This is a genomic window from Erwinia wuhanensis (assembly GCF_030484085.1).
Lineage (GTDB): Bacteria > Pseudomonadota > Gammaproteobacteria > Enterobacterales > Enterobacteriaceae > Erwinia > Erwinia aeris.
Genome location: NZ_JAUJUH010000011.1, coordinates 24,228 through 49,260, shown reverse-complemented (window position 1 = coordinate 49,260; position 25,033 = coordinate 24,228). Strand labels below are relative to the sequence as shown.

22 protein-coding genes, 5 tRNA genes and 1 other RNA gene are annotated in these 25,033 nt (G+C 58.4%); 5 read left to right on the top strand and 23 right to left on the bottom strand.

Translation table 11 applies throughout. The features are described 5' to 3' along the window. Positions 1–40: 40 nt before the first annotated feature. The 6 genes from yigB to QZH36_RS20725 form a co-directional block, all read right to left on the bottom strand. Positions 41–757, bottom strand: coding sequence for a 5-amino-6-(5-phospho-D-ribitylamino)uracil phosphatase YigB (gene yigB / locus QZH36_RS20750; RefSeq protein ID WP_301731021.1), 717 nt, complete (start codon positions 755–757; stop codon positions 41–43). Then, a complete protein-coding gene (xerC, locus tag QZH36_RS20745) occupies positions 757–1,662 on the bottom strand; it encodes a tyrosine recombinase XerC (protein ID WP_253457242.1) in 906 nt (301 codons plus the stop codon). The genes yigB and xerC overlap by 1 nt, the downstream gene beginning before the upstream one ends. Then, a complete protein-coding gene (locus QZH36_RS20740; RefSeq protein WP_253457239.1) occupies positions 1,659–2,360 on the bottom strand; it encodes a DUF484 domain-containing protein in 702 nt (233 codons plus the stop codon). Before QZH36_RS20740 ends, xerC begins: the two co-directional genes overlap by 4 nt. Further along, complete coding sequence (gene dapF / locus QZH36_RS20735) at positions 2,357–3,181, bottom strand: diaminopimelate epimerase (RefSeq protein ID WP_253457236.1); 825 nt, start codon at positions 3,179–3,181, stop codon at positions 2,357–2,359. The genes QZH36_RS20740 and dapF overlap by 4 nt, the downstream gene beginning before the upstream one ends. 27 nt (positions 3,182–3,208) lie before the next feature. Continuing rightward, a complete protein-coding gene (lptM, locus tag QZH36_RS20730; RefSeq protein ID WP_253461191.1) occupies positions 3,209–3,418 on the bottom strand; it encodes an LPS translocon maturation chaperone LptM in 210 nt (69 codons plus the stop codon). Positions 3,419–3,574: 156 nt separating this feature from the next. Further along, the gene (locus QZH36_RS20725; protein WP_301253042.1) at positions 3,575–3,895 is read right to left on the bottom strand and encodes a cupin domain-containing protein; all 321 of its coding nucleotides are present in this window, start codon (positions 3,893–3,895) and stop codon (positions 3,575–3,577) included. A gap of 264 nt (positions 3,896–4,159) precedes the next feature. Between QZH36_RS20725 and QZH36_RS20720 the strand changes: the two genes are divergently transcribed. Then, positions 4,160–4,972, top strand: coding sequence for a helix-turn-helix domain-containing protein (locus QZH36_RS20720; protein WP_253457230.1), 813 nt, complete (start codon positions 4,160–4,162; stop codon positions 4,970–4,972). An 11-nt stretch (positions 4,973–4,983) separates the two neighbouring features. On the opposite strand, the gene QZH36_RS20715 is transcribed toward QZH36_RS20720, so the two are convergent. The 3 genes from QZH36_RS20715 to QZH36_RS20705 all read right to left on the bottom strand — a co-directional run bounded on the left by QZH36_RS20715 (position 4,984) and on the right by QZH36_RS20705 (position 10,266). Then, entirely contained in the window at positions 4,984–6,282 is a 1,299-nt protein-coding gene (locus QZH36_RS20715; RefSeq protein ID WP_301731019.1) for a BNR repeat-containing protein, read from the bottom strand. A 3-nt stretch (positions 6,283–6,285) separates the two neighbouring features. After that, positions 6,286–7,548 carry an MFS transporter gene (locus QZH36_RS20710; RefSeq protein WP_253457226.1) on the bottom strand — a complete coding sequence of 421 codons (1,263 nt, stop codon included), beginning with the start codon at positions 7,546–7,548 and terminating at the stop codon, positions 6,286–6,288. A 168-nt stretch (positions 7,549–7,716) separates the two neighbouring features. Then, positions 7,717–10,266, bottom strand: a complete 2,550-nt coding sequence (locus QZH36_RS20705) for a class I adenylate cyclase (protein WP_301731017.1) — start codon at positions 10,264–10,266, stop codon at positions 7,717–7,719. 287 nt (positions 10,267–10,553) lie between these two features. Between QZH36_RS20705 and hemC the strand changes: the two genes are divergently transcribed. From hemC to hemY, 4 genes are read left to right on the top strand one after another with little or no spacing between them, the layout of a single operon-like run. Continuing rightward, the gene (hemC, locus tag QZH36_RS20700) at positions 10,554–11,495 is read left to right on the top strand and encodes a hydroxymethylbilane synthase (protein WP_125290718.1); all 942 of its coding nucleotides are present in this window, start codon (positions 10,554–10,556) and stop codon (positions 11,493–11,495) included. After that, a complete protein-coding gene (gene hemD / locus QZH36_RS20695; RefSeq protein WP_253457220.1) occupies positions 11,492–12,232 on the top strand; it encodes a uroporphyrinogen-III synthase in 741 nt (246 codons plus the stop codon). Before hemC ends, hemD begins: the two co-directional genes overlap by 4 nt. A gap of 23 nt (positions 12,233–12,255) precedes the next feature. Further along, positions 12,256–13,383 (top strand): uroporphyrinogen-III C-methyltransferase, encoded by a 1,128-nt coding sequence (gene hemX, locus QZH36_RS20690; protein WP_253457216.1) that lies wholly within the window; start codon positions 12,256–12,258, stop codon positions 13,381–13,383. A 2-nt stretch (positions 13,384–13,385) separates the two neighbouring features. Continuing rightward, positions 13,386–14,576 carry a protoheme IX biogenesis protein HemY gene (gene hemY, locus QZH36_RS20685; RefSeq protein ID WP_253457214.1) on the top strand — a complete coding sequence of 397 codons (1,191 nt, stop codon included), beginning with the start codon at positions 13,386–13,388 and terminating at the stop codon, positions 14,574–14,576. Positions 14,577–15,495: 919 nt separating this feature from the next. Here the strand turns inward: hemY and QZH36_RS20680 are convergent. The 14 genes from QZH36_RS20680 to wecB all read right to left on the bottom strand — a co-directional run bounded on the left by QZH36_RS20680 (position 15,496) and on the right by wecB (position 25,031). Next, positions 15,496–15,609: non-coding RNA, RtT sRNA (locus QZH36_RS20680), on the bottom strand. Positions 15,610–15,644: 35 nt separating this feature from the next. Continuing rightward, positions 15,645–15,721: transfer RNA gene (locus QZH36_RS20675), tRNA-Pro, on the bottom strand. Between the two features lie 68 nt (positions 15,722–15,789). Continuing rightward, a tRNA-Pro gene (locus QZH36_RS20670) sits at positions 15,790–15,866 on the bottom strand. Positions 15,867–15,892: 26 nt separating this feature from the next. After that, positions 15,893–15,979 (bottom strand) — tRNA-Leu (locus tag QZH36_RS20665). Between the two features lie 10 nt (positions 15,980–15,989). Then, a tRNA-His gene (locus QZH36_RS20660) sits at positions 15,990–16,065 on the bottom strand. 74 nt (positions 16,066–16,139) lie between these two features. Then, positions 16,140–16,216, bottom strand: a tRNA-Arg gene (locus tag QZH36_RS20655). Positions 16,217–16,384: 168 nt separating this feature from the next. Further along, complete coding sequence (gene wecG, locus QZH36_RS20650) at positions 16,385–17,125, bottom strand: lipopolysaccharide N-acetylmannosaminouronosyltransferase (RefSeq protein ID WP_253457211.1); 741 nt, start codon at positions 17,123–17,125, stop codon at positions 16,385–16,387. A gap of 15 nt (positions 17,126–17,140) precedes the next feature. Further along, positions 17,141–18,499 carry an ECA oligosaccharide polymerase gene (wzyE, locus tag QZH36_RS20645; protein ID WP_301731016.1) on the bottom strand — a complete coding sequence of 453 codons (1,359 nt, stop codon included), beginning with the start codon at positions 18,497–18,499 and terminating at the stop codon, positions 17,141–17,143. Further along, positions 18,496–19,560, bottom strand: coding sequence for a TDP-N-acetylfucosamine:lipid II N-acetylfucosaminyltransferase (locus QZH36_RS20640; protein WP_301731015.1), 1,065 nt, complete (start codon positions 19,558–19,560; stop codon positions 18,496–18,498). Before QZH36_RS20640 ends, wzyE begins: the two co-directional genes overlap by 4 nt. Next, a complete protein-coding gene (wzxE, locus tag QZH36_RS20635) occupies positions 19,557–20,807 on the bottom strand; it encodes a lipid III flippase WzxE (RefSeq protein ID WP_301253410.1) in 1,251 nt (416 codons plus the stop codon). The genes QZH36_RS20640 and wzxE overlap by 4 nt, the downstream gene beginning before the upstream one ends. 1 nt (position 20,808) lies before the next feature. After that, positions 20,809–21,936, bottom strand: coding sequence for a dTDP-4-amino-4,6-dideoxygalactose transaminase (rffA, locus tag QZH36_RS20630; protein ID WP_301731013.1), 1,128 nt, complete (start codon positions 21,934–21,936; stop codon positions 20,809–20,811). A 4-nt stretch (positions 21,937–21,940) separates the two neighbouring features. Further along, entirely contained in the window at positions 21,941–22,645 is a 705-nt protein-coding gene (gene rffC, locus QZH36_RS20625; RefSeq protein WP_301731012.1) for a dTDP-4-amino-4,6-dideoxy-D-galactose acyltransferase, read from the bottom strand. Further along, complete coding sequence (gene wecC, locus QZH36_RS20620; RefSeq protein WP_253461189.1) at positions 22,642–23,904, bottom strand: UDP-N-acetyl-D-mannosamine dehydrogenase; 1,263 nt, start codon at positions 23,902–23,904, stop codon at positions 22,642–22,644. Before wecC ends, rffC begins: the two co-directional genes overlap by 4 nt. Continuing rightward, entirely contained in the window at positions 23,901–25,031 is a 1,131-nt protein-coding gene (gene wecB, locus QZH36_RS20615) for a non-hydrolyzing UDP-N-acetylglucosamine 2-epimerase (RefSeq protein WP_301731011.1), read from the bottom strand. Before wecB ends, wecC begins: the two co-directional genes overlap by 4 nt. Positions 25,032–25,033: the final 2 nt, after the last annotated feature.

Here is a 25,033-nt window from a genome sequence, read left to right as displayed (position 1 = left end):
TAGGGGAAGCTGTTGCTCCACTGGATATTTAACCAGCGTATTATAACAACGCGGTCAGGGATGCCAACTGCGAAATTTCCAGCGTGGGCAGCAGGCGGCTGTCGCTGGCCTGCATCAGGTTATGATGATGCAGGTTGATCCAGCACGCCTGCATCCCGCAGCGCACCGCGCCAGCCACGTCCGTCGTGAGATCGTCGCCCACGTGCAGAATGCTGTGTAAAGGCAGGTTAAGCTTTTCTGCCGCCAGGTGATACATATCGTGATAAGGCTTGGCGCGGCCGTGCGGCCCGGCTCGCAGAATAAATTTAAAGTATTTATCCAGCCCGAACAGGTGCGGCTCGGCGTTGCCGTTGGTGATCGCCACCAGCGGGATTTTCGCCGCCAGTGCGGCCAGCGTGCTGTGCGTTTCGGCCGGCACCTCGATCTGGCTGCGCCAGTGGGCGAAATGCGCCATCACCGCGCGCGAGCCTTTTTCCGCTTCCGACGCGCTAAGGCCGCTATTCAGCATTGCCAGCTCCACCGCGCGGCGACGCCATTCGCTGACGTCGTGATAAATGTCCGGCTCCTGCTCAAGCAGGCTGTCGCGCAGCTGCTGATACTGTAAGGGGCTGAACTCGTTCAGCGCCGGATGATAGGCCTGCAAAAACGCGTGGGTTTCTTTAGCGGTGCGGCTGATTACCGGCCGATTGTCGTACAGCGTATCGTCCAGATCGAAGGTCATGGCCGCGATCGGCCGCAGCGAACGGTAAAAATGCATCAGGTTTTTCCTCGTTTGGCACGGGGATGCGCGGCATCGTAAACCGAGGCCAGATGTTGAAAATCAAGGTGGGTATAGATTTGGGTCGTGGTGAGATTGGCGTGGCCCAGCAGCTCCTGTACCGCGCGCAAATCGCCGCTCGACTCCAGCATATGCGTCGCAAAGGAGTGACGCAGCTTGTGCGGATGAATATGGCTGGACAGCCCCTGCTTCACGCCCCACTCCGCAAAACGCTTTTGCACATTGCGGGTGGAAATGCGCTTGCCCTGTTTTGACAGAAACAGCGCGTTATCGGATGGCGCGAACAGCTCGCGCAGCGCCAGCCAGCGCTCCGTCCATTCCACCGCCATGCGGCCAATCGGCAGACGGCGCTCTTTGCTGCCCTTGCCGGAAACCCATACTTCGCCGGAAGCCAGATCGAGATGGGAAATATCGATGCCGACCAGTTCAGAAAGGCGCAGCCCGGCGCCGTACATGACTTCCAGCATGGCACGATCGCGCACCGCCAGCGGATCGTTCAGATCGATATCCAGCAGGCGGTTAACCTCGTCCACATCGATATTTTTCGGCAGATGCCGGGAAGCGCGCGGCGTGGCGACGCCCTTGGCCGGGTTGGCTTTCAGCTTGCCCTGGCTGATTTGCCAGTCCAGAAAGCTGCGCAGCGCGGAAAGGCGTAGCGCCAGGCTCGCGGGCTTAAGGCCGCCACGGCGGCTGCGTGCGGCCAGCGCGCGTACCTGGGCGGCGTCCAGCTTCTCCCAGGCGGCAAGCTTCATCTCATCCAGCAGGATAATACAGGCGCTCAGCTGCCGCTCGTAGCTAATCTGCGTGAGCGGGCTGAGCTGGCGCTCGACTTTCAGGTAGCGCAGGAAGCCCTCTACGGCTGGCTGTAGAGGAGACGCGTTCATGCCCTTTCCACCCAGCGCTGCAGCAGTTCCGGCAGCATATGCGAGAGGTGCTGCAACAGCACCGTGCCCATGCCGGACTGATAGTGCTGGCTGTCGCGGCTGCTGAAGATCAGCACGCCCAGCTCGCCGCGCTCGCCCAGCAGCGACATCGCCACCGAGCCGACCGCTTTGGCCTGCGGCAGCAGCAGCAGCAGTTCCGGGCCGTTAAGGCTGCCCAGATAGTGCTGCTGCTTGCCCAGACGCTGAATGCGTACCGGCTCGAACGCCTGCCGCGACAGCGCCAGCTGCGTGAAGTCGGACGGTGCGCCAATCCGCCACTTTTCGCTGAACAGCCGCACGTTGGCGCCCGCCAGCCCCAGCTCGCGCGCCCAGCGATGCAGGCGGTTCAGCATCTCGTGCAGGCTGTCGGCCGCCGCCAGCCGCGTCTGCAAGGTCAGCAGCTGTTCGAACAGCCGATGATTGGCGCTGGCCTGCTCCATCAGCAGCGTTATTTCCTCTTCCAGCTGCGCAATCTGGTGACGCTGGCGGCTGAGCTGCCACTCCACCAGCGAAACCGTGCCGCGTACCGGATGCGGCACAATCATTTGCTCGACCTGGCGAGCGTTGCGGATAAAGAAATCCGGGTTTTGCAGCAGGTAATCGCTCACCGCGCGATCGTCCAACAGGATATCGCTGGCGGCCTCGCTGACATGTTTCATAGATGAATAAATCCGTCGTAAACGTGAGTGGCCGGGCCGGTCATATAGAGCGGATGTCCCGGCCCTTTCCAGGCGATATGCAGGCTGCCGCCGGGCAGATCGACGCGAACCTTTTCCGCCAGCAGGGTTTGCTGAATGCCGACCGCTACCGCCGCACAGGCGCCGCTGCCGCACGCCTGCGTTTCGCCCGCGCCGCGCTCGTAGACGCGCAGGCGGATATGCTCGCGGCTGACCACTTCCATAAAGCCGACGTTAACGCGTTCGGGAAAACGCTCGTGGCTTTCCAGCACCGGCCCTAAGCTTTCCACTCGCGCCGTTTTTACGCTGTCAACCTGTAATACGCAATGCGGATTGCCCATCGATACCACGCCGCACATCACCGTTTGCTCCGCCGCGCGCATCAGATAGAGGCTTTCCGCCTTGTTAGCGCGAAAAGGCACCTGCTGCGGCTCAAAATTGGGCTCGCCCATGTTAACGCACACCAGCTCATCCGGCGTGACGCTCAGCACCATGCGCCCGGTCTGCGTGCTGACGCGGATCTCGCTTTTATTGGTCAGCCCTTTCAGACGCACAAAGCGGGCGAAACAGCGCGCGCCGTTGCCGCACTGTGCCACTTCGCTGCCGTCGGCGTTGAAAATGCGGTAGTGAAAATCCAGGTCGGGATCGTAAGGCGGTTCCACGATCAGCAGCTGATCGAAGCCGATCCCCAGATGCCGATCCGCCAGTCGCCGGATCAGTTCAGGAGAAAAATAGACGTTTTGCGTCACGGCATCGACCACCATAAAGTCATTGCCCAGACCGTGCATTTTGGAGAACTGCATGTTTGGCTCCAGCGAGTGCGTCATGAGTTACTGAGCCGATTGCTGTTCCGCATCGGTAGTCGTTGACTGCTGCTGCGCGCCGGACGCCGTACCGCTGGCGGTTTTTGGCGGTGTCGTCGCACCGGCGTTTTTTGGCGGCTGCTCCTGCTTTGGAAAATAGAGAGGGCCTTTCAGTCCGCATCCCGCCAGGCTGACCACGGCCAGCGCCAGCGCCATCCGGCAAATCATCTTCTTCATGCTTGTTCTGCTCATCATTGCTGCCTGTTGGTAGACTATCATCGCAGGTGAAGTGCTAAAAGCAACAGGAAAAAGGCGAAGGTTGCAGAAAGGAAAGCGGTAAAAGGCACGGCATCCTGTTTGCCGTGCCGGGCAAAAAGCAGCGGCGGCGATGGGCTACAAAAAGTCTTCGCGCTGTGGCGTAAAGAGATCGATCAGCACGCCGCTTTCCAGGCAGACGCATCCATGCGGTATATTCGGCTGCTTATATAAGCTGTCGCCCGCTCTCACCTCGCGCTGTTCCTTACCGATAGTGAACAGAAAGACGCCGGAACGCACCCAGGTTAGCTGTTCATGAGGATGGCTGTGCATCGGGCCAATCGCGCCCTGCTCAAAACTGACCTCCACGCACATCAGCTTGCCGCCGTGCGCCAGCACGCGACGGGCGACGCCTTCACCCGCTCTTTCCTGCCGTGAATCTTTATAAAAGAAAAACATGCGTGTTCTCCTTACAATAAAATTGGCCGCTATTCTGCTCCGGCAGCGGCAATTTTCCAGGCAACGCAAAACCAACTGTGACGGCTATCATGCCGATTTGTACAAAAGCGCAAACGGATGAGTTGGGATGGCGTAATAGTTATTCCCGCCGCGAGGCGGGTTAATTTTTTACCATTTTGTGATGGGCGGCAATTACAGGGCGGGCAGCCTGGCTGAAGATGACCATTTATTTGCAAACGACGCCCGCGATAAGGATATAAAGCCATGACGATTACGCTTCCACGCGAGACGCATTTCCGCCATCCCGATGAAAAAGTTATTTTTCATTTCTGGCGGCCGGAAAAGAGCCTGTGTCAGGAGCACCGGCATGAGTATTGCGAACTGTTTCTGGTGGAAAAAGGCAGCGGCATCCACGTTATTAATGAAAAACCCTACTTATTAACCGCAGGCACATTGTGTTATCTCAACCGTCACGATTATCACCTTTTCGAAGAGATGAAAAATATCAGGCAGGTGAATTTACTTTATCTGGCGCCCGATCGTTTTAACGTCCTAAAAAATATTGAGCACTTATTGATTCAGCCGGGTGAAAGCCGCGTCTGGCAGATAAATATACGGGTAATAAAGCAGATCATGGCCAGATTAATGGCGCATTCGGCCACAAAGTACGAAAACAAGCTGCTTGGCGAAAGCCATAAGGAAGCTATTTTTCTGGAAACGCTGCATACGCTGAACCAGTGGCGCTATAAAACCCAGGATTTCGCCTCCAGCGACGATCGCATCAGCCAGATTATTATCTGGCTGAATAGTCATCTGGCCGAGCCGCTGGATATGGAGCGCCTCTGCCAGACGTTTGCGATTTCCCGCCGCACGCTGCAACGGGGGTTTGTCGACTATACGGGCGTCTCGCCGCAGCAATATCTGACCACCACCAGGCTGCTCCAGGCAAGATATCACCTGCAATACAGTGATATGACCATCTCCGAAGCGGGAAAGCGGGTCGGCTTTAACGAGGTCAGCTATTTTTCCCGCCTGTTTCGCAAGCAGTTTGGCCTGTCGCCCGGCCAGTGCCGTTAAGCCCAAAGCAGTTAGCCCTGCGCTTCGACCAGTTCCAGCCTGCCCGGCGCCACCGTCGCCGGATAAGGTTCGTCGCGGCAGATCGGCAGCGCCTCCCAGCGCAGCCAGTAGCGATGCTGCGGGCTATAGTCGCTGTTTTGCGCCGCCAGCAGCTGCACCTCGGCCTGCGGATGCAGCTGCTGGCGCGGCCGCAATAGCGTTTCCGGCAGCGTTACGCGGGCGGGGAGCGTTGCCGTCACGGTTAAGGATGCTTCATCAATCAGCCAGCGCCCTGCGCCGCTCCATAGCGAACGCCACGCCACTTCCAGCTGGCCTTCGGCGGTCACGCGCGGCGGCTGCAAAACAAGATCCGGCGGAATAGAACCAGGCCCGTTGAAATCCCAGCGGAAATGCCACTGGCTGAGCTGGCTTCTCTGCCAGTTTCCCGTGCCGTCCGGCCTGGCGAGATAAGCCTGAGAACAGCCGTTCTGGCCGTAGCGGTGATAAATCAGCAGCGGCCTTCCCTGACTGTCAAAACCGATTTCCTGCACCATATTAATCAGCCCTTCGCCAACCCCGGCGCTATCAACAATTTCGCCTCGTTCCCGCGAGATGGGCAGCGTCAGGTGCTGTCCGGCAGAGGTTTCCCAGCGTTGCAGGTCGCGGCTTCGCGCATAGGATAAATTGTTGTTGGTTTCACAGTACGGGGTTTCGCGCCACATCCAGACCAGATGCCACCAGCCATCCGGCCCGGCTACCGGCGGCCGCGCGTAGCCGTTGCGTAAGCCTTCGCCGTCCAGCAGCGGCGTGTCCAACAGGCGCGACCACTGCCGCCGCGCCGTATTATATACGTTATAGATATCGTCGCCGTTGCCGCTACAGCCGTCGCGATAGCGGAACAGTAAACGTCCCTGCGCGTCTTTAAAAAACAGCGGATAAGTCGTGCGCGCTTCACGTGCGCCGGTCATCGCTCTGACCACGCGCAGCGAATAAATATCCAGCGGGCGTTCAGAGCGAAAATAGATCAGCGGATCGACATGCATATTGCCGGAAAGGTGCAGGTAGCCTTCGCTGTCTATGGCCATCGTCAGGTAGTTATGTGAATCGTAATCGGTGACGTTGGCGTCACGGTTGCGCGACGCCAGCCAGAAGCCTTCCGGCTGAAAAGTTTCCCATGTCGCTACGCCTGCACGACGGCATCCCACGGTGATGCGATGCGCGGCGTCGTACCAGGCGGCAAACAGCGTCCCCTCATGATGCAGCAGGCAATAGAGCACGTTAAAATCTGCGCAGGCCTCACCCACGGCAGAGACATGAACCTCTGTACTCATCTTTCATTCTCCTTGATTATTTTTACGGCGCAGGAAATAAACGGCCAGCACGATGGCACCGGCGGGATGAAGCATCGCGCCGATATAGATCGGTACGGCATAGCCAAAGGCATCGATAATGGTGCCGACAAAGCCGTTGAAGAGAATGGCGCTGATGCCGCCGAGCGCGCTCATGATGCCGATAGCGGTAGCGATGGCCGCGCGCGGCACCAGCCCGCCCATCATGATGGTCACCATGCTCAGCCAGGCGGTGCACATAAAATTAATCACGGTCATAATGCCTACCGCCAGCCAGATGTTTTGTACCGTGGGCAGTAAAAAAATCAGCGGCGCCAGACAGGTTACCGTCCAGATCAGATTCAGCCGCGCCCGGGTTGGCTCGACGCCGCGCGCCACCAGCCGATCGGAGATCCGGCACACCAGCAGCACGCCAAACACCGCCGCCAGCGGCGGAAACCACATCAGCTCGCCGACGCGTGCCAGGCTCAGCCCCAGCTTTTCCTGCATAAAGCCGATCTGCCAGTATTGATAAAAGAACCAGAAAGGATCGGTCAGCAGCCGCGCGATAATCAGCGTCCAGACGGGCGCGGAAGCCAGCACCAATTTATAGCGTTGCAGCGTGGAGACGCGGTCGTCCTCTTTTTCCGGCAGCGGCTCCGCCGACGTCGGCTGGCGACGGCTGGCCAGAAACCACAGCAGGCCGACCACGATGCCCGCCGCGGCCGGAATAAAGAATGCCCAGCGCCAGCCGCCCGCCAGCGTGACCCAGGCAATAAAAGGCGGCGCAACGATCAGGCCCAGCGACTGAATAATATTGGTCAGCTGAAAAGCGAAAGCGCGCTGCTCCGCTCTAAACCAGGTAAATATCGCCAGCGTCAAGGCGGGCACGACGCCGGACTCCGCTATGCCAAGAATAAAGCGGCCAATCAGCATCCCGGTCAGCGAATGCGCCAGGCCGGTGATCAGCGTGGCTATCGACATTAGCAGCATTAAAAAGGTCAGCACGCAGCGGCTGCCGAATTTATCCACCAGCGCGCCCGAGAAAAAATACATCACGATATAGGGCAGCATAAAAGCGGTAATCAGCAGCGAATACTCTTTATTGCCCACGCCCATTTCATGCATCAGCGTGGTTTTAAGAATGGAAACGATTTGCCGATCGAAAGAGAAGAAAAACAGAATGCAGCCGAGCAAGAGCAGAAGCAGAGAAATAAAAAGGCCGAACTTATTTCCTTCCCTGGTGAGTAATGCCTGTCCTTTTTCCATATATCCCTCGCGGTAATGCCTTTAAATGAGAATACGGCGCGAGTATAAAATGGATGATATCGGGCAAGAGCGCGGGATGATTTACTCTGTGAATAGCATCATGGCGATTTGTACTTCAGCGCCAGAACGGCGGAAGAAATGGCATTTGCCCGCAGATGGCGGGCAGTATCAATGCATCTGATAACGCGGCGTATAGTCGCTGGGATCGTTGTCTGAATCGGTCGCGCACAGCTGCGTCAGCGTCTGGCTGCGGAAAGGGATAACCTGAAAACGATCGTCCACCTGCACAATCTGATAGAACTGCGGCAGGTTAAAGTTGATAAAGCTGGAGCCGTAGGTAAAGCGATCGTGCGAGGAGGAGTAGAAGCGGCTGACGTCGCGTACCAGCTCCTCTTTGCTGCCCTCGCAGTGATGATAAATCTCCACCCGATTGGTCTCATCCAGGATGTAGATATTAAAGCCGCGATCGTCTTTCGTATCCTCAAAGAAAAACTGGATGATGCCTTCGCTGGCGTAGCCGTTGACTACCGACGGCAGCCGCGTCTGATCGGTTTCCACCTTAATCGACAGGCCGTGCAGCTTGTTGTTGGAGATGGCGCCATAAAACTCCACGGCGTTTTCCAGCTTTTGCACCGAGACGCTCAGCCGCTCAAAGAACAGTCCCCAGGTTTGTCCGGCCACGCGCACGGCTTTAAACCGACCGGGTTCCTGGCGCGTGCTGGAGAGGCGCAGCTCGATACACTCCGACACCAGCTGCTGCACGCGAGTGCGGATCAGGCCGCGCAGATGCTGGCTGTAACAAAAGACCTCGACGTTATCCGGCGGCGCCGCATCCTGATGCATTTTACCCAGGATGGTTTTCAGCGCCTCGATCATCGCCTGCTCGCCGTTGAAATGCAGCGTACGGACTTCATTCCACGAGTTGCGGTAAAGCAGATCGATGCTGCCGATCAGGCATTGTTGCTGCTGCCCAAAGCTGAACACGTCCAGCTTGCGGAAGTCAAAATGCACCACCTGATTGCGGAAGGCCGCCGTAGGATCGTGTTCCAGGTTAACGATGATTGCCAGATGGCGGATCTCGCACGGGCTGTAAAGCGCCTTTGCCGTCGGCGCGGGCAGCCGCAGCGGGAAATGGTGCGACACGTCCGTCACCAGCTCCTGTAACCTGGCCAGATCGCAAATCTCATTGCCTTTAATATGCAGTCGCGTTTTGCTGGTCAGCAGGCCGTTGAACCACGCCCACGCCACCAGCTTGTTCAGGTAGCGGTTATATTCCAGCGGCTGATGGCTGATGATGGACTGCATATCCGGCGACTGATTATAAAGATACCAGCCGGCGCGGTTGGCGCGGCCGTGCGGCACGTGAATAAAGGTCAGATGCGGCTCGGAAAGATCGGGCGAAATCTGTGGATTGACCAGCGTCACCTTGCCCGGCAGCGCCTCGAAAGCGGCGTAGAGTTTGCGCGTCAGCACGCCGATATCCTGCGGGCTGGCGCTGACGCTCAGATTATTGCGGCGGGCAAAGCGGATCAGGTTGCGGTAGCTCTGCATCATCGCGTCCAGCAGCTCGTTGTGCGCTTCACGTACGCGGCCGATTTTCCACTCGGCGCGGCTGTCCAGCATTGTGAGCCGCTCTTTGTCCCAGCCCCATTCACTGACCAGCTGGCTGAGAATTTCGCGCCGCCAGCCCGGATCGCTGTCGACGGAAAGTTTTTCGCGCACCTTCAGATAGAAGCAGCGGCGTACCAAATCCAGACGCGCATGATCGTCAATGCTGGTGAGATAGTGCGTGACGCGTTCCAGCATCATGCAGTAGGGATCCAGACCATAAGAGACGATTTCGCCGTCGTGCAGGCGCTGTTTGATATCCATCGCCAGCAGCCGGGTGCCCGGATACTCCCAGGAGTAGGCTTCCAGCAGCAGCGTCTTCAGCACCGCCTTATAGGGCGAGTCGATGCTTTTATAGAGCTGCCACAGGCTCGCGCCGAAATACTCCTCGGCGGAAAGCGTGCTCAGACCGCCCAAATCAAGCCACTTGTTCGGGGTCAGCACGCCTTTTTGATACAGCGACATCACGTATTCGTCGTAATGCTCTTCTTCTTCGCCCGGCACCATATTCCACAGAATGCGTTTGCCGGCCATGCGTACCGCGGTGCGATAGAATTCGTCCAGCAGCAGGATATGCTGCGTGGAACCGCAGTCTTCGCCGCCCAGGCTGCCGCTTTCGTTATGACGGAAGCGGTTTTCGTCGATCAGAAAGAAGCTGGCATCGACGCCCATACCGGCGCACCATTTTTGCAGCAGCGTGCATTTCTTTTGCAGCGCCAGCCGCTCTTCGTTATCCAGCCAGGATTGATGGCAGACCCAGATATCCAGGTCGGAAGTGGCGTTCTGGCCGACGGAAGAAGTGCTGCCCATGGAGTAAACGCCGGTGATCGGCATCTCGCCCTGCGGCGTCAGCGCGGCGAGAGATCCAGATTTTCCTTCTAAATCATAAAGATAATTTTTTTGGCTTTCATCAGGCGTGTAGAAGCTGATGCCATGTGGAACGTTACCTGCAAGGTAACCCGGCATCAACGGATGATGATAATGTAATAAGGTCGGCAGCAGACTGTAAACCTGTTGAAAAGCAGGTCCCATGGCCGCCAGCGCGCGATCGACGCGTAGCTGGTTGATGGCATCCAGTCTCTGTTTCAGTGTCTCAATGTAGAGGTACAAGACGTCTCGCCTGATTATCCCAGTGCCTGCAAAAAACCCCGTTCCCGACATCCGCCGCTTGCTTTAAAAATAGTCGTGCGAATAATTGCTGGAAACGTGATCAATCTAACACCTGGTCGGTTGACCGTAAAGAAAGTTGCGCTACCAAACAGTTTAGCACGTTTTACCATCACCCCGACCGAAAAAGCCCGCATACCGCCCGCGCCTGCCGTTTCAGGCGGCGGAAACTGTCAGCCTTCCCGTATCAATGATAGGATAATCAGTGAACGATAAAAACGGTAACCAGCATGTCAGACAAAATTTTAAGAATAGCTACCCGCCAGAGTCCACTTGCGCTGTGGCAGGCGCACTATGTTCAGCAGCGCCTGATGGCCTGTCATCCGGGGCTGAGCGTTGAGCTGGTGCCCATGGTCACCAAAGGCGACATCATTTTAGATACGCCGCTGGCCAAGGTCGGCGGCAAGGGCCTGTTCGTGAAAGAGCTGGAACAGGCGCTGCTGGACGGCCGTGCGGATATCGCCGTTCACTCCATGAAGGATGTGCCGGTCGAGTTTCCCCAAGGCCTGGGGCTGGTCACGATTTGCGAGCGCGAAGATCCGCTGGACGCCTTTGTTTCTCATCGCTTTGATTCCGTGGACGCGCTGCCTCAGGGCGCGGTGGTCGGCACCAGCAGCCTGCGCCGCCAGTGTCAGCTGAGCGCGCGCCGTCCGGATCTGGTTATCCGCTCGCTGCGCGGTAACGTCGGCACCCGCTTAAGCAAGCTGGATGCGGGCGAATACGACGCCATTATCCTTGCCGTCGCCGGACTGAAGCGTCTGGGCATGGGCGATCGCATTCGCCATGCCATGCCTGCGGAAGAGTCGCTGCCTGCGGTCGGCCAGGGCGCGGTCGGGATCGAATGCCGTCTTGACGACGCGCAGACCATCACGCTGCTCGCCGCGCTGAATGATGAAGACACCGCGGTGCGCGTCAAGGCCGAGCGGGCGATGAATACCCGGCTGGAAGGCGGCTGTCAGGTGCCGATCGGCAGCTTTGCCGAGCTGGAAGGCGACGAGCTGTGGCTGCGCGGCCTGGTCGGCTCGCCGGACGGGCGCGCTATGATCCGTGGCGAGCGCCGTGGCCCGCGCGAAGACGCCGAAAAGATGGGCATCTCGCTGGCGGAAGAGCTGCTGAATAATGGCGCGCGCGAAATTCTGGCGGAAGTGTATAAAGGAAATCCGCCCAGATGAGCATCCTGGTAACCCGTCCGACACCGGCGGCCGAAGAGTTGGTCAGCCGTTTACGTACCGCTGGCCGGGTTGCCTGGGCGATGCCGCTGATTGAATTTACGCCGGGCACCGGTCTGGACGATCTCCCGAACCAGCTGACGTCGTTGCAAAGCGGCGATCTGGTTTTTCTTCTGTCGCAGCATGCGATCCATTACGCTCATCCCGCCTTAGTGCGAGCCGGCGTGTCGTGGCCCGCTTCACTGCACTACTATGCTATAGGCCGCACTACCGCGCTCGCCTTGCATACCGTCAGCGGACACGATGTCGTCTGGCCGCACGAGCGCGAAACCAGTGAGATCTTAATCCAGCTTCCTGCCTTACAGCAGGTAGCCGGCAAACGCGCGCTGATCCTGCGCGGCAACGGCGGGCGGGAATTACTGGCGGAAACCTTGCAACAGCGCGGCGCTGATGTACAGTTTGTTGAATGCTATCAACGCTGTGCGAAAATTTATCAGGGCGCCATTGAAGGCCGCCGCTGGCGTGACCGGCAGGTGGATACGCTGGTGGTTACCAGCGGCGAAATGCTACAGCAGCTTTATTCGCTGTTCCCGGAGATCGATCGCGAGGAATGGCTTCTGCACTGTCGGCTGATTGTCGTCAGTGAACGCCTGGCTACCCGTGCCGCAGAACTGGGCTGGCGCGATATCAGGGTGGCCGAGGGTGCCGATAACGACGCCTTACTGCGCGCGTTACAATAAACTTAAATATGGGATGTGCCACAATGACGGAACAAAAAGAGTCCTCTGCCATGGTTGAAGCAACCACCCCGGAGGAAGCGACCTTAACGCCAAAGCAACAGCCCGACCGTAAGCCGCGCAATGCCGCTACGGCGCTGGCCGTGCTGGCGATTGCGATTGCGCTGGCTACGGGCGCAGGCCTCTATTTCCACGCCCGCACTCAGGCTCAGCAGCAGGCCGCGACCAACCAGGCGCTGGCTGACCAGCTTGCCAGTTTGCAGCAGGACGCCGCTGGCGAAAAACAGAATCTGGTGCGTCAGCTGGCCACGCAGAGCAGCGCGCTGGATACCGCACGCGCTCAGCAGGCGGCCACGAGCAAGCAGCTGGAAGAGCTGAAAGAGAAAGTGGCGACTATCTCCGGCAATGACGCACACACCTGGCTGCTGGCGCAGGCGGATTACCTGGTCAAGCTGGCCGGGCGCAAACTGTGGAGCGATCAGGATGTGACCACGGCCGCCGCGCTGCTGAAAAGCGCCGATGCCAGCCTGGCCGATATGAACGATCCCAGCCTGATCGATGCGCGTCGCGCGTTAACCCAGGATATCAGTTCGCTCTCCGCCGTCAGTCAGGTCGACTACGACGGCATTATCCTCAAGCTGAACCAGCTCTCCAACGGCGTGGATAATCTGCGCCTGGCCGATAACGACAGCGACGACGCGCCGATGGACGCCGACAGCGGTGAGCTTTCCTCTTCGCTACGCGAGTGGCGACAGAACCTGGTGAAAAGCTGGCATAACTTTATGGATGATTTCATCACCATCCGCCGCCGCGACACCACCGCTGAGCCGCTGCTGGCCCCTAATCAGGATATTTACCTGCGGGAAAACATCCGTTCGCGCCTGCTGATTGCCGCTCAGGCCGTACCGCGTCATCAGGATCAGGTTTATAAGCAGTCTATTGATACGGTCTCTGCCTGGGTACGTGCCTGGTTCGACACTAACGATGCGGCCACCAAAGCCTTCCTGAGCCAGCTGGACGAGCTGAGCCAGCAGAGCGTGTCGATGGACGTGCCGGATACGCTGCAAAGCCAGCCGATGCTGGATAAGCTGATGCAAACGCGCGTGCGCAACCTGCTGGCCCAGCCGGGTGTCCAACAGCAGCAGGGAGAATGAGCATGCTTAAAGTACTGATTATTTTTGTCTTGCTGATGGTCGGCGTCGTGCTTGGCCCGATGCTGGCGGGCCATCAGGGTTACGTGCTGATCCAGACCGACAACTGGAATATTGAAACCAGCGTCACAGGGCTGGCGATCGTGCTGATCCTTTCGCTGTTGGTGATCCTGTTCGTCGAGTGGATCCTGCGCCGTTTATTCCGCACCGGCGCCAAAACCCGCGGCTGGTTTAAGGGACGCAAGCGCAGCCGGGCGCGTAAGCAGACTAACGCCGCGCTGATCAAACTGGCGGAAGGCGATCATCGTCAGGTTGAAAAGCTGCTGTCGCGCAATGCGGATCACGCTGAACAGCCGATGGTTAACTATTTGCTGGCGGCGGAAGCCGCTCAGCAGCGTAACGATGAGGCGCGCGCTAATCAGCATCTGGAACGCGCTACCGAGCTGGCCGGCAACGATCAGCTGCCGGTGGAGATTACGCGCGTGCGTTTACAGCTGGCGCGTAATGAAGATCATGCCGCGCGTAACGGCGTTGATCGCCTGCTGGAGGTCGCGCCTCGCCATCCGGAAGTGCTGCGTCTGGCCGAGCAGGCCTACGTTCGCACCGGCGCATGGAGCGCCTTGCTGGATATCCTGCCCGCTATGGAAAAAGCGCACGTTGCCGATGAAACGCACCGTCTGGCGCTACAGCAGCAGGCCTGGCTGGGCCTGATGAATCAGGCGATGGCCGATCAGGGCAGCGAAGGCCTGAAGCGCTGGTGGCATGACCAGAGTCGTAAAACGCGTCAGGAAACGGCATTGCAGGTGGCGATGGCGGATCATCTGATCGTTTGTGACGATCATGACAGCGCGCAGACCATCGTGCTGGACGGCCTGAAGCGCGGTTACGATGAGCGACTGGTGCTGCTGATGCCGCGCCTGAAAACCGGCAATCCTGAACAGCTTGAAAAAGCGCTCCGCCAGCAGATCAAGCAGCACGGCGCTACGCCGCTGCTGCACAGTACGCTGGGTCAGCTGTTGATGAAGCACGGCGAGTGGGAGCAGGCGAGCGAAGCTTTCCGTGAGGCGCTGAAGCAGCGTCCTGACGCGTTTGACTACGCCTGGCTGGCCGACACGCTGGATCGTCAGCACAAGCCGGAAGAAGCCGCGCAAATGCGTCGCGACGGTTTGCTGCTAACGCTGAAAAACAATCCCTGATCCAGGCTGGATTAACGAGCCGGGCGCCCTGCCCGGCTTTTTTTTACCTGTAGCCCGATAAAAAAACACCCGCCGATTTGGCGGGTGTAAATAAACAGGCCGAAAGACCGGCTGGTACCTGACTCAACGTTTTGCCCTGAACCTCCGTTAAGGCCTGACGGCGATAGCGGCAGATGGACAACAGGTACCCTAATGGCTCTGCATCATTCCCGGGTTTATGAAGCTTACGCGAACATAAGAGGTGGAATGAGCATTCTACAGGGGGATTGTAGCATATACCGTGCCAGGTCTTCAGCTACGCCTGTGAACAATGCTTATTTCTATTAAATTCAGTCTGTTATTATGAAAATATTCTTATATTACTTTTCAGGGGCCGTCGCTAAAAAGCACCAGAGGCCGTTTACAGCGTCGTCAGTCAGCGACAGCTTATGTACAGGCGGGTAAACCTTTTAAATAACAATGAGATGAATGTCGTCTTTCAGAGACAAAGCAAAGAAGCCCTCGCCGGAAGCGCTGTTTACTGTAGAACGCACGAAAGCCGGGACGTTATGAAGGCGGGAAGCAACGTTGTCTCGCTGCGCTCGGCGCAAACCTCCTTCGGAGCTTCCAGACCGCTGACAAAGTTGTAGAGAGTTCGTGTGAACAGGATTTTTTTGCAGCGAAACGGCAGCTTCGCAGCAGCAGAGGCTGAGCGGATAAACGGACCGTTTTCGCGCATGGACGCGCGAAACGAGCCTCCATGGACGGATCCACGGCGTGTCCGTGTTCCGATCTGCCTCTGCTGCTTTTCGCCAGCCCGAACGCGACTTGATGACAGAGGATGGGTTTGTCAGCAACCTCAAACCTCCTTCGGAGGTTCTCATCCTCTGGAAACTACAGAGACAAAAAGGCCAGCTCGAGAGCTGGCCTTTTCTTAAAGTGGTCGGCGAGAGAGGATTATTCCCCTGCGGGCCGTTGCTGAAGCAACGTTGTCTCGCTGCGCTCGGCGCAAACCTCCTTCGGAGGTTCTCATCCTCTGGAAGCTACAGAGACAAAAAAGCCAGCTCGAGAGCTGGCTTTTTCTTAAAGTGGTCGGCGAGAGAGGATTCGAACCTCCGACCCACTGGTCCCAAACCAGTTGCGCTACCAAGCTGCGCTACTCGCCGAATACTGCTTTTACTGCGGCTTAAATCGCTTTAAGCGAAAACCCTGCCTCGGCAAGGTTTCAGGAATATGGTCGGCGAGAGAGGATTCGAACCTCCGACCCACTGGTCCCAAACCAGTTGCGCTACCAAGCTGCGCTACTCGCCGAAAACTGCGTACTGCTAAAGATTTTGTGGTGCGAAGAGAGGGACTTGAACCCTCACGTCCGTAAGAACACTAACACCTGAAGCTAGCGCGTCTACCAATTCCGCCACCTTCGCATACAAAATCTGGGGTGGCTAATGGGACTCGAACCCACGACAACTGGAATCACAATCCAGGGCTCTACCAACTGAGCTATAGCCACCACACCTGTTACTCGTACTGCTTTACTACCTAACGCGGTAATACTACCACCGCAGCTCTTGCGCACAAACTTAATGGCGCGCCCGACAGGATTCGAACCTGAGACCTCTGCCTCCGGAGGGCAGCGCTCTATCCAGCTGAGCTACGGGCGCGTAGCGCCGTTGCGGATGGGCATACTACGGATTCGAGCCGATCCTGTCCAGTGCTTTTTGCACAAAAAATTCCGTTTGCTTACGCTTTGTGCGTTCTGTCTAAACTACAGGCGTTTTAGCGCGTTAATGCTTGTCTTTTAACCGATGAGGCCGTTTAAAAGCCGTTAATTAAAGATCGCCGCGCAGGTGATAACGCAGGTATTTTAGCAGGCTGAGCTGCCTTCCAATCCGCGAAGGCTGCACGATCAGCCGATAAAGCCACTCAAAGCCCGTTCTCTGCCATATTTTCGGCGCGCGCTTCACGTTGCCCGTGAAAACATCGTAGGTGCCGCCTACGCCCATATAGAGCGCATCAGGGTAGAGAGCCTTGCAGTCGCGCATCAGGATCTCCTGACGCGGCGATCCCATCGCCACGGTGACAATCTTTGCGCCGCTGGCGGCGATGCGGGCAAACAGCGCTTCCCGATCGGCAGGCGCGAAATAGCCGTCCTGCGAGCCAACGATATTGACGTTCCACTGGCGCTTCAGCTTCTCTTCGGTCTGGGACAAAATGCCCGGCTTGCCGCCGACCAGGAAAACCGGCGTGCCTTCGCGGCCGGCACGCTCCATCAGTCCTTCCCACAGATCGGCTCCGGCAATACGCGCAACCTTAGCCTGCGGATACTTTTTGCGGATGGAGCGGACGATACTGATGCCGTCGGCGTACTTATATTCCGCCTCGTCGATCAGACGATGAATTTCCGGGCGGCTTTCCGCCGTCAGCACCTTTTCCGCATTGATAGCCACCAGCGTGCCGCTTTTCAGGCGTTCCCCCAGCCAGAGATAATCAAGGAATTCGGCCATATCGCGAAAGCCCAACAGCGTAATGCCGCGGATCGGGTAGTGCGGCGGCGTAAAAGCGGAGTCCATGACAGGTCCTTAAAGTTACTGGCTAACAGGTTTTGTTTTTGCGCCCGGATGGCGCACCGGCCGCGCACGGATTACGCCCGCGCTGTCGAACAACCAGTAGAGCAGCTTGGCTGCCACCACCGCCGCCGCAAAAATCAGGCAGAAGAACACCACGCGGGAGGCGAAGGCGTCCAGCCCTTCTCTGGCGAGCACGATCATATTAAAAACCGCGCCGAAGCAGAAGCTTTGCAGAATGGCGGCCTTGTAGCGATTATCCTCATGACGTCCTTTGGCATACAGCCAGTCGAACCATTTGATAATCATGCCTACCGCCACCGCGCCCAGCGGAATAAACCAGACGCCGCCCATCACCACCAGCGAGCCTAACAGCGTCGGCGAGATCGCCAGCCCGGAATGGTTGTTCAGCACTTCCCAGGTAAAGTAGTTGGCGCTGTTCAGTACCACCGAAGGCCTGTCCGGCCACAGCCAGCCCGGAATAAAGACGTAGAAATCCCGGACGATGGGCGCCAGCCCCTGGAATTCGATTTTGTCGTAATTTTGCAGCAGAAGACCCAAATTTTCCCAGGGCGAAAAGGTATCGCGCGTCAGGTAAAGGAAGGTGTAAAACGCCTCGCTGCCGCTGACGTCGAGGTTATAACGGCGCAGCGCCAGCCAGAACATGCCAACGATGCCCGCGACGCCTGCGGCGGCCAGCATCCACAGCGTGATCCAGCCCTGGATAATGCCGATAAAAAGAAACAGTGCGAAAGCGATGATGATGTTGGCGCGCGTGCCGCCGACAATCGCATAGGTCAGCAGCCCAAAAGCGACGGTAGCCACCAGGAACAGCAGCCAGCTTTTCAGGCCGGGACGCAGGAAGTAGACCCCCAGCATCGCCGGGATAAAGAAGTAGAAGAAGCGCTTCAGCGCCACGCCCGACACTTCTGCCGAGAAAATCTGGCTGTAGCTGTGCAGCTTAAACAGCAGAAAACCGTTATGCAGAAAGAACACCAGCACCGTGCCCAGCGCAATCAGCGCCAGGATGCTCCACGTCAGGTGCGCCTCGACGCGGTTGATGGTGAACACCTGGCGAGCGGGTCTTTCCGTCGCCTGCCTGAGCCGGGTTTTATAGCTGACATAATAGATAGCGTAGAAGCAGGTTGCAGCAAGCATCGCCTGCAGCAAATACTCCGCAGGCACCACCTGCACATTGAAGCCAAACACCAGCACGCAGGTCAGCGGGAAGCCAAAGTAAAAGGTCAGCAGAAAAAGCAGCGAGAAGAAAACGTTGAAGTTAAACCGCACGCGCCGAAACTCTCGCCAGGTCAGCGTCAAAATTAGCCCCAGCGACAGCAGCCAGACCGACAGCAGGCCTGCAAACTGTGAAAAAATCATGCCGTTGCTCCTTCCGCCAGCGCCAGCGCCTGCTGCCAGCCCGCCACAAAGGCCGGGTCGAAAAAGGCGATGGCGGCTTTATCCATGCCGGCCATCTGCCGCTTTGTTTCGGCGATCAGCTCCGGTGTTAGTTTATCACCGGCAAAAAGCACCGGCACCTGCTGCCCGGTCAGATCCTGCCAGAAAGGATTTTTACGGTTGATAACAAACGGAATGTTGGCCTGGATCAGCAGACACAGCGTGCCAATGCCCTGCTGGCGCTCGAAGATAAAGTAGCCCAAATCGCAACGGGCAAGTAGCGCCAGGTAAGCCGTAAAATCAAGCTTTTCGGTCAGCACGTTCAGCCTGGCGCCAAACAGCGCCGCGCCGGCTTCCCGCACGCGCTGGATATAAGCGTCGTTATTTGCCGGGTAGCCCATGGGCACAATGACGTTCACCCGCTCGCCGAACTGCTGATGGATTTCCTGCAACGCCTGAAGGTGACGGTTGCTGGCATCGCCGGAGTTGCCGACCAGAATGGTCAGCTCGCTGTTTTTTGGCGCATCAGGCAATGCGACCTGCGCCATGCGCGTCGGGAAATAGAGCAGCGAAGCGGGCACGGCAGGCTGACGCTGCTGGAAAAAGGCGATATCGCCGCGCGTGGCGAAGACATGACCGATGCGCTTTTGCGCCAGACGACGCATGGCGTAAAACAGGCGGAACTTCAGGCCGCCAGCCTGCTCGTAGAGATCGGCGCCCCAGATATGCCAGTACGCCTGGTCAGGCCGGATTTTGCGCAGCAGCAGCGCCAGCCACAGCGTCGGATTGAACTGGCCATGAAAGAAAAAGCGCGTCTGTCGATCGGCCTGTGCGCGGGCAGTTACTGCCTCAGCAATGCTTTTTTTATCCTTAAACCAGCGAATAGCCAGTGAGGGAAACGCCGTCGCAGGTTCGCCCACGACCCAAAACTGGCGCTGTTCATTGCACGGCGCGGCCTGGGTCATGACGTCATTAAAAAACCGCAGAACGGTCTGGTTGTGGTGCTCAATCGGCGAGCCAAGAACGTGGATCAGTGTTGTCATACTTGTCTTTGATAAAGAAAAAATACGCCAGCGCAAAGCGCAAAATAGACGATGTAGGTTGCCATATAGGCCTGCGCCGCGCCGACAGCGCCGTGCAGTGGGATCAGCCACCAGGCAAACAGCGTCAGCAGCAGAAACTGGCTGACTTCCGTCAGCAGGTAAAAACGCAGCGAGGCTTTGGCAATCACCAGATAGCCGAACACATAAGCGCCTACCTTAAAAACGTCACCGGTCAGCTGCCAGATAAAGAGGTCGCGCATCCCGGTGAACCTGCTGGAAAACAGCAGCCAGATCGCCACGTCGCGCAGCAGCCAGACGGTAAGGCTGACCGCCATCACCGCAGGCAGCACAAAGCTCAGCGACCGCCGGATCTCGCGCGAGATCGCTTTTTTATCGGTCAGCTTTGCCAGCGTCGGCAGCAGATAGACGCTGAAAGAGGCGGTGATAAATTGCAGATAAGCGTCCGAGATGCTGGTTACGCCCTGCCACAGACCGACCTGCTCCCAGCCGTCGTGCGCCGCCAGCAGATTACGCATCATCACCCAGGCGACCGGCAGCGTTACGGCGGTCATCAGCGCCATCAGCGTGAATTTACCCAGATTACGCGCGATGTCGCCGTGCCACTGCGGCTTAAGGAAATGCAGCGGCAGATGGTCGCGCTTTGCCAGCAGCAGCGCCGCGGGCACCACTACCAGCGCCGGAACCAGCGCCATGCCGATCAGCGCGCCGCTGTAGCCGCCCAGCCAGTAACAGACAAACCACGCCGCCACGCCGATCAGGCTGCCTGCGATCAGCGACAGCGCGTTGCCCATCGCATCGCGAAAGCCTTTGATTACCGCCAGCGCCAGGTTGGCCCAGGCGATGCCGACCTGCACAAAAGCCAGCATCCGCACCACGTTCGCATAGCCGCCGTGACCAAACAGGCCGACGCTGACCGGTTCGGCAAACAGCAGGAAAACCACCGCCAGCAGCGTAGAGAAGCCCAGCACCATTGCCGACGCCGTGCCGGTTACGGCGCGCAGCCGGGCAGGCTGCTGCTGATATTCCGCCACGTATTTGGTGACGCCGTTGAAGATGCCTGCGCCAGCCAGCACGCCCAGCACGGTGATTAGCTGGCGAAAGTTGCCCGCCTGCCCCACGCCCGCCGGGCCAAAGGACACGGCCAGCATCTTGACCACCAGCAGACCGGCAGCGATTTTTACCAGCGTGGACGCTGCCGTCCACACCGAAGCTTTAGCCAGCGACATATCAGAACCAGCTCAGCAGCGAGTTGATAACCGTTTTCTGGTTATTGTCGGAAAGGTTGTAAAACAGCGGCAGCCGCAGCAGGCGTTCGCTTTCCGCCGTGGTGTAGCGGTCCGTCCCGTGAAAACGGCCAAAACGCTGCCCGGCCGGTGACGAATGCAGCGGGATATAGTGGAATACGGCCAGGATTTCCGCTTCTTTTAACCAGTTAATCAGCGCGTTGCGGTCGTCGTTATCGCGCAGCTTGATATAGAACATATGCGCGTTGTGCTGGCAATCTGCCGCAAGGGTCGGCAACGTAATTCGTCCGCTGGCGGCGACGGGCAGCAGCGCGTCGTAGTAGTTCTGCCACAGGCGCAGGCGCTGCTCGTTGATGCGTTTGGCCTCTTCCAGCTGCGCCCAGAGATAAGCGGCCTGCAAATCGGCCATCAGGTAGCTGGAGCCGATATCCCGCCAGGTGTATTTATCCACCTGGCCGCGAAAGAACTGGCTGCGGTTGGTGCCTTTTTCACGGATAATTTCTGCTCTTTCCACCAGCGCCGAATCGTTGATCAGCGTCGCGCCGCCCTCGCCGCCCGCTGTATAGTTCTTGGTTTCGTGAAAGCTGAAGCAGCCGATATGGCCAATCGTGCCCAGCGCTTTGCCTTTGTAGGTAGCCATTACGCCCTGCGCCGCGTCTTCAATCACGTAGAGTTTATGCTTTTCCGCCAGCGCCATGATCGTATCCATCTCACAGGCGACGCCCGCGTAATGCACAGGAACGATCGCGCGAGTTTTCTCGGTGATGGCCGCTTCGATCAGCTTTTCGTCGATGTTGAGCGTATCGGGACGGATATCGACAAACACGATAGTCGCGCCGCGCAGCACAAAGGCGTTGGCGGTAGAGACGAAGGTGTAGCTCGGCATAATCACTTCATCGCCGGGCTGAATGTCGATCAGGATGGCGGCCATCTCCAGCGAGGCGGTGCAGGACGGCGTCAGCAGCACTTTACGACTGCCGAACCGGTTTTCCATCCACTGCTGGCAGCGACGGGTAAAGCCGCCGTCGCCGCACAGCTTGCCGCTGCCCATCGCGGACTGCATATACTCAAGTTCGGTTCCCACCACCGGTGGGGCATTAAACGGGATCATAAAATTACCTGTAGAGCCACCAGGCGGTGCGTTCAATTACGCCGCCGCAGCGATGATAAAGTCGGAGTGCCGGCAGATTGCCAAGCTGAGTGGCAACATGCAGACGCGTCAGGCGTCGCGCGCGACACCAGTCAATGGCGGCCTCGATCATGCGCTGACCGACGCCCAGTCCCTGCGCCTCAGGCAGCGTCGCCAGCAGGCCGATCCTGCCGCTGCCGTCGGCCAGCTCGCGCAGTGAGACGAAACCCTGTAGTTCGCCCTGGTCGTTGACGGCAATCAGGCACTGATGGTCGAAAGTCCCCAGTACAGCGTTTTCCACCCACTGCGCATAGAATCGCCCGCTGTCTTCCGCTTTATACCAGGGCGCGCGAAAGCGGCTGAAGGCAAAAGCGCTGCTGGCTACCTCGCGCAGCGCCGGAATATGTTCCTTACGGGCAATGCGAATGCCTTCCGGCCTGCCGCCCACGCCGATACCCAGCACGAAATCCGCTTCGCCTTCCACAAAGCGAAACCCCAGCGCGCTTAACGCATCCAGCTCCGCCGTCTGCTGCGACAGGATTTTCGCCTGGACGAGGTCATATTGCCGAAGCGACGCTTCATCGATCGGCGCCTCGTGCAGATCGACGGTCAGCAGGGCGCTATTGATATCGAAGAACGCGTTTTCCCACGTCAGCGGTTCGACGCGTCCCGGCAAAGCGGTGGCGTTCATCGCCAGAGGCCTTTGGTATCCACCAGCCAGCGCGAGCGCAGGCCTTCGACGTCGATGGTTTTGAACTGCTGATGATCCACCAGCATAACCAGCACGTCCGCCTGGCGTAACGCCTCTTCCTGCGTAACCAGCACGCTTCTCTCCGGCATCCCCTTCGGCAGCTCGTGAATATTCGGCTCCACCAGCTGGGTGACGCCCTGATGCCAGTCGGCGATCATCTGCGCCACTTCCATTGCCGGACTTTCCCGCAGGTCGTCGATATTGGGCTTAAAGGCCAGGCCAAAGCAGGCGATGGTCAGCTCGCTGGGGCGTTTGTCGCTGGCGACCAGGCACTCGGCCAGCTTTTTCTTCACCTGCTCCAGCACCCAGTGCGGCTTGCTGTCGTTAACTTCGCGCGCGGTGCGGATCAGGCGAGCCTGTACCGGATTCTGCGCCACAATAAACCACGGATCCACGGCGATGCAGTGGCCGCCGACGCCAGGGCCGGGCTGTAAAATATTGACGCGGGGATGGCGGTTGGCCAGCGCGATCAGCTCCCAGACGCTGATGCCCTGATCGGCACAGATCAGCGACAGCTCGTTGGCGAAGGCGATATTGACGTCGCGGAAGCTGTTTTCCGTCAGCTTGCACATCTCAGCGGTGCGCGAGTTAGTGACCACACACTCGCCCTCAAGGAATATTTTGTAGAGATCGCACGCTCTCTGCGAGCAAAGCGACGTCATGCCGCCGATCACGCGGTCGTTTTTAATCAGCTCGACCATCACCTGGCCGGGCAGTACGCGCTCCGGGCAATAGGCGATCTGCACGTCGGCTTTTTCGCCCGCGTGCTGAGGAAAAGCCAGATCGCTGCGCGCCATCGCCAGCCACTCGGCCATCTGCTCCGTCGCGCCCACGGGCGAGGTCGATTCCAGGATAACCAGATCGCCTTTTTTCAGCACCGGCGCGATGGACTCGGCCGCCGCTTTGACCCAGGCGAGATCCGGCTGGTGTCCGTCTTTGAACGGCGTCGGCACCGCAATCAGAAAGGCGTCCGCCGGCTCTGGCCGGGTGGTCGCCCGCAGATAGCCCTGCTCCACGGCCGTTTTCACCACCACGTCCAGGTCCGGCTCCACGATATGAATGTCGCCGCGATTAATCGTCTCGACCGCCCGCGTGTTGATATCCACGCCGATCACTTTTTTCTGGCGGGAGGCGAAAGCCGCAGCGGTAGGCAGGCCAATATAGCCCAGCCCGATAACAGAAATGGTATTGAACATTATAAAGAAATCCGATTGTTTTTAAGGGCCTGCACAATACGTTCGCAGGCCAGGCCGTCGCCATAGGGATTATGGGCGCGGCTCATGGATTGGTAAGCCTCTTCGTCCGTCAGCAGGCGCGTCACCTCGCGAACGATTTTTTGTGTGTCAGTGCCTACCAGCCTGACGGTGCCTGCGTCTACCGCTTCCGGGCGTTCGGTGGTATCACGCATCACCAGCACCGGCTTGCCCAGCGAAGGCGCTTCTTCCTGGATGCCGCCGGAATCGGTCAGGATCAGCCAGGCACGATCCATCAGCCAGACAAACGGCAGGTATTCCTGCGGCTCGATCAGCACTACGTTGTCGATATCGCTGAGAATACGATTGACCGGCTCGCTGACGTTAGGATTCAGGTGCACCGGATAAACGATCTGCGCCTCGGGATGGCGGCGGGCGATATCGGCCAGCGCGCTGCAAATGCGCTCAAAGCCGTCGCCGAAGCTTTCCCGACGGTGTCCCGTTACCAGGATCAGCTTCTTATCAGCCTCAAGGAAGGGATAGCGAGTCGCCAGGCCGTTACGCAGCTGCTCGTCGCTTAACACGCGATCGCGTACCCAAAACAGCGCGTCGATCACCGTGTTGCCGGTAACAAACATACGCGCGGCGGGCAGATTTTCGCGCAGCAGATTTTGCCGCGCCGTTTCCGTCGGCGGGAAGTGCCAGGTCGCCAGATGCCCGGTCAGCGTGCGGTTGGCCTCTTCCGGCCACGGCGAATACAGATCGCCCGTACGCAGTCCGGCCTCCACATGCCCCACCGGAATGCGGTGATAAAAAGCCGCCAGGCTGGCTGCGAACGTCGTGGTGGTATCGCCGTGCACCAGCACGACATCCGGCCTGAACTCCGTAAACACGCCTTTCAGCCCTTCCAGAATACGGCTGGTGATCTCCGTCAGCCCCTGGCCTGGCCGCATAATATTCAAATCGTAATTGGGGACGATAGCAAACAGCTGCAGCACCTGATCCAGCATCTCACGATGCTGCGCGGTAACGCACAGACGCGCGTCTATCTCGCCATCCTGGGCAAGTGCATGAACCAGCGGAGCCATTTTTATCGCTTCCGGGCGCGTGCCAAAAACAGTTAATACTTTCACTG

Excerpts from the sequence above, each read along its gene's own strand:
- QZH36_RS20740 (WP_253457239.1), bottom strand. The coding sequence starts at position 2,360 with ATGAAACATGTCAGCGAGGCCGCCAGCGATATCCTGTTGGACGATCGC.
- hemD (WP_253457220.1), top strand. The coding sequence starts at position 11,492 with ATGAGCATCCTGGTAACCCGTCCGACACCGGCGGCCGAAGAGTTGGTC.
- wzxE (WP_301253410.1), bottom strand. The coding sequence starts at position 20,807 with ATGTCGCTGGCTAAAGCTTCGGTGTGGACGGCAGCGTCCACGCTGGTA.
- rffC (WP_301731012.1), bottom strand. The coding sequence starts at position 22,645 with ATGAACGCCACCGCTTTGCCGGGACGCGTCGAACCGCTGACGTGGGAA.
- QZH36_RS20720 (WP_253457230.1), top strand. The coding sequence starts at position 4,160 with ATGACGATTACGCTTCCACGCGAGACGCATTTCCGCCATCCCGATGAA.
- yigB (WP_301731021.1), bottom strand. The coding sequence starts at position 757 with ATGCATTTTTACCGTTCGCTGCGGCCGATCGCGGCCATGACCTTCGAT.
- QZH36_RS20725 (WP_301253042.1), bottom strand. The coding sequence starts at position 3,895 with ATGTTTTTCTTTTATAAAGATTCACGGCAGGAAAGAGCGGGTGAAGGC.
- lptM (WP_253461191.1), bottom strand. The coding sequence starts at position 3,418 with ATGAAGAAGATGATTTGCCGGATGGCGCTGGCGCTGGCCGTGGTCAGC.
- hemC (WP_125290718.1), top strand. The coding sequence starts at position 10,554 with ATGTCAGACAAAATTTTAAGAATAGCTACCCGCCAGAGTCCACTTGCG.
- xerC (WP_253457242.1), bottom strand. The coding sequence starts at position 1,662 with ATGAACGCGTCTCCTCTACAGCCAGCCGTAGAGGGCTTCCTGCGCTAC.
- QZH36_RS20715 (WP_301731019.1), bottom strand. The coding sequence starts at position 6,282 with ATGAGTACAGAGGTTCATGTCTCTGCCGTGGGTGAGGCCTGCGCAGAT.
- QZH36_RS20640 (WP_301731015.1), bottom strand. The coding sequence starts at position 19,560 with ATGACAACACTGATCCACGTTCTTGGCTCGCCGATTGAGCACCACAAC.
- wzyE (WP_301731016.1), bottom strand. The coding sequence starts at position 18,499 with ATGATTTTTTCACAGTTTGCAGGCCTGCTGTCGGTCTGGCTGCTGTCG.
- hemY (WP_253457214.1), top strand. The coding sequence starts at position 13,386 with ATGCTTAAAGTACTGATTATTTTTGTCTTGCTGATGGTCGGCGTCGTG.
- wecG (WP_253457211.1), bottom strand. The coding sequence starts at position 17,125 with ATGGACTCCGCTTTTACGCCGCCGCACTACCCGATCCGCGGCATTACG.
- hemX (WP_253457216.1), top strand. The coding sequence starts at position 12,256 with ATGACGGAACAAAAAGAGTCCTCTGCCATGGTTGAAGCAACCACCCCG.
- QZH36_RS20710 (WP_253457226.1), bottom strand. The coding sequence starts at position 7,548 with ATGGAAAAAGGACAGGCATTACTCACCAGGGAAGGAAATAAGTTCGGC.
- rffA (WP_301731013.1), bottom strand. The coding sequence starts at position 21,936 with ATGATCCCGTTTAATGCCCCACCGGTGGTGGGAACCGAACTTGAGTAT.
- dapF (WP_253457236.1), bottom strand. The coding sequence starts at position 3,181 with ATGCAGTTCTCCAAAATGCACGGTCTGGGCAATGACTTTATGGTGGTC.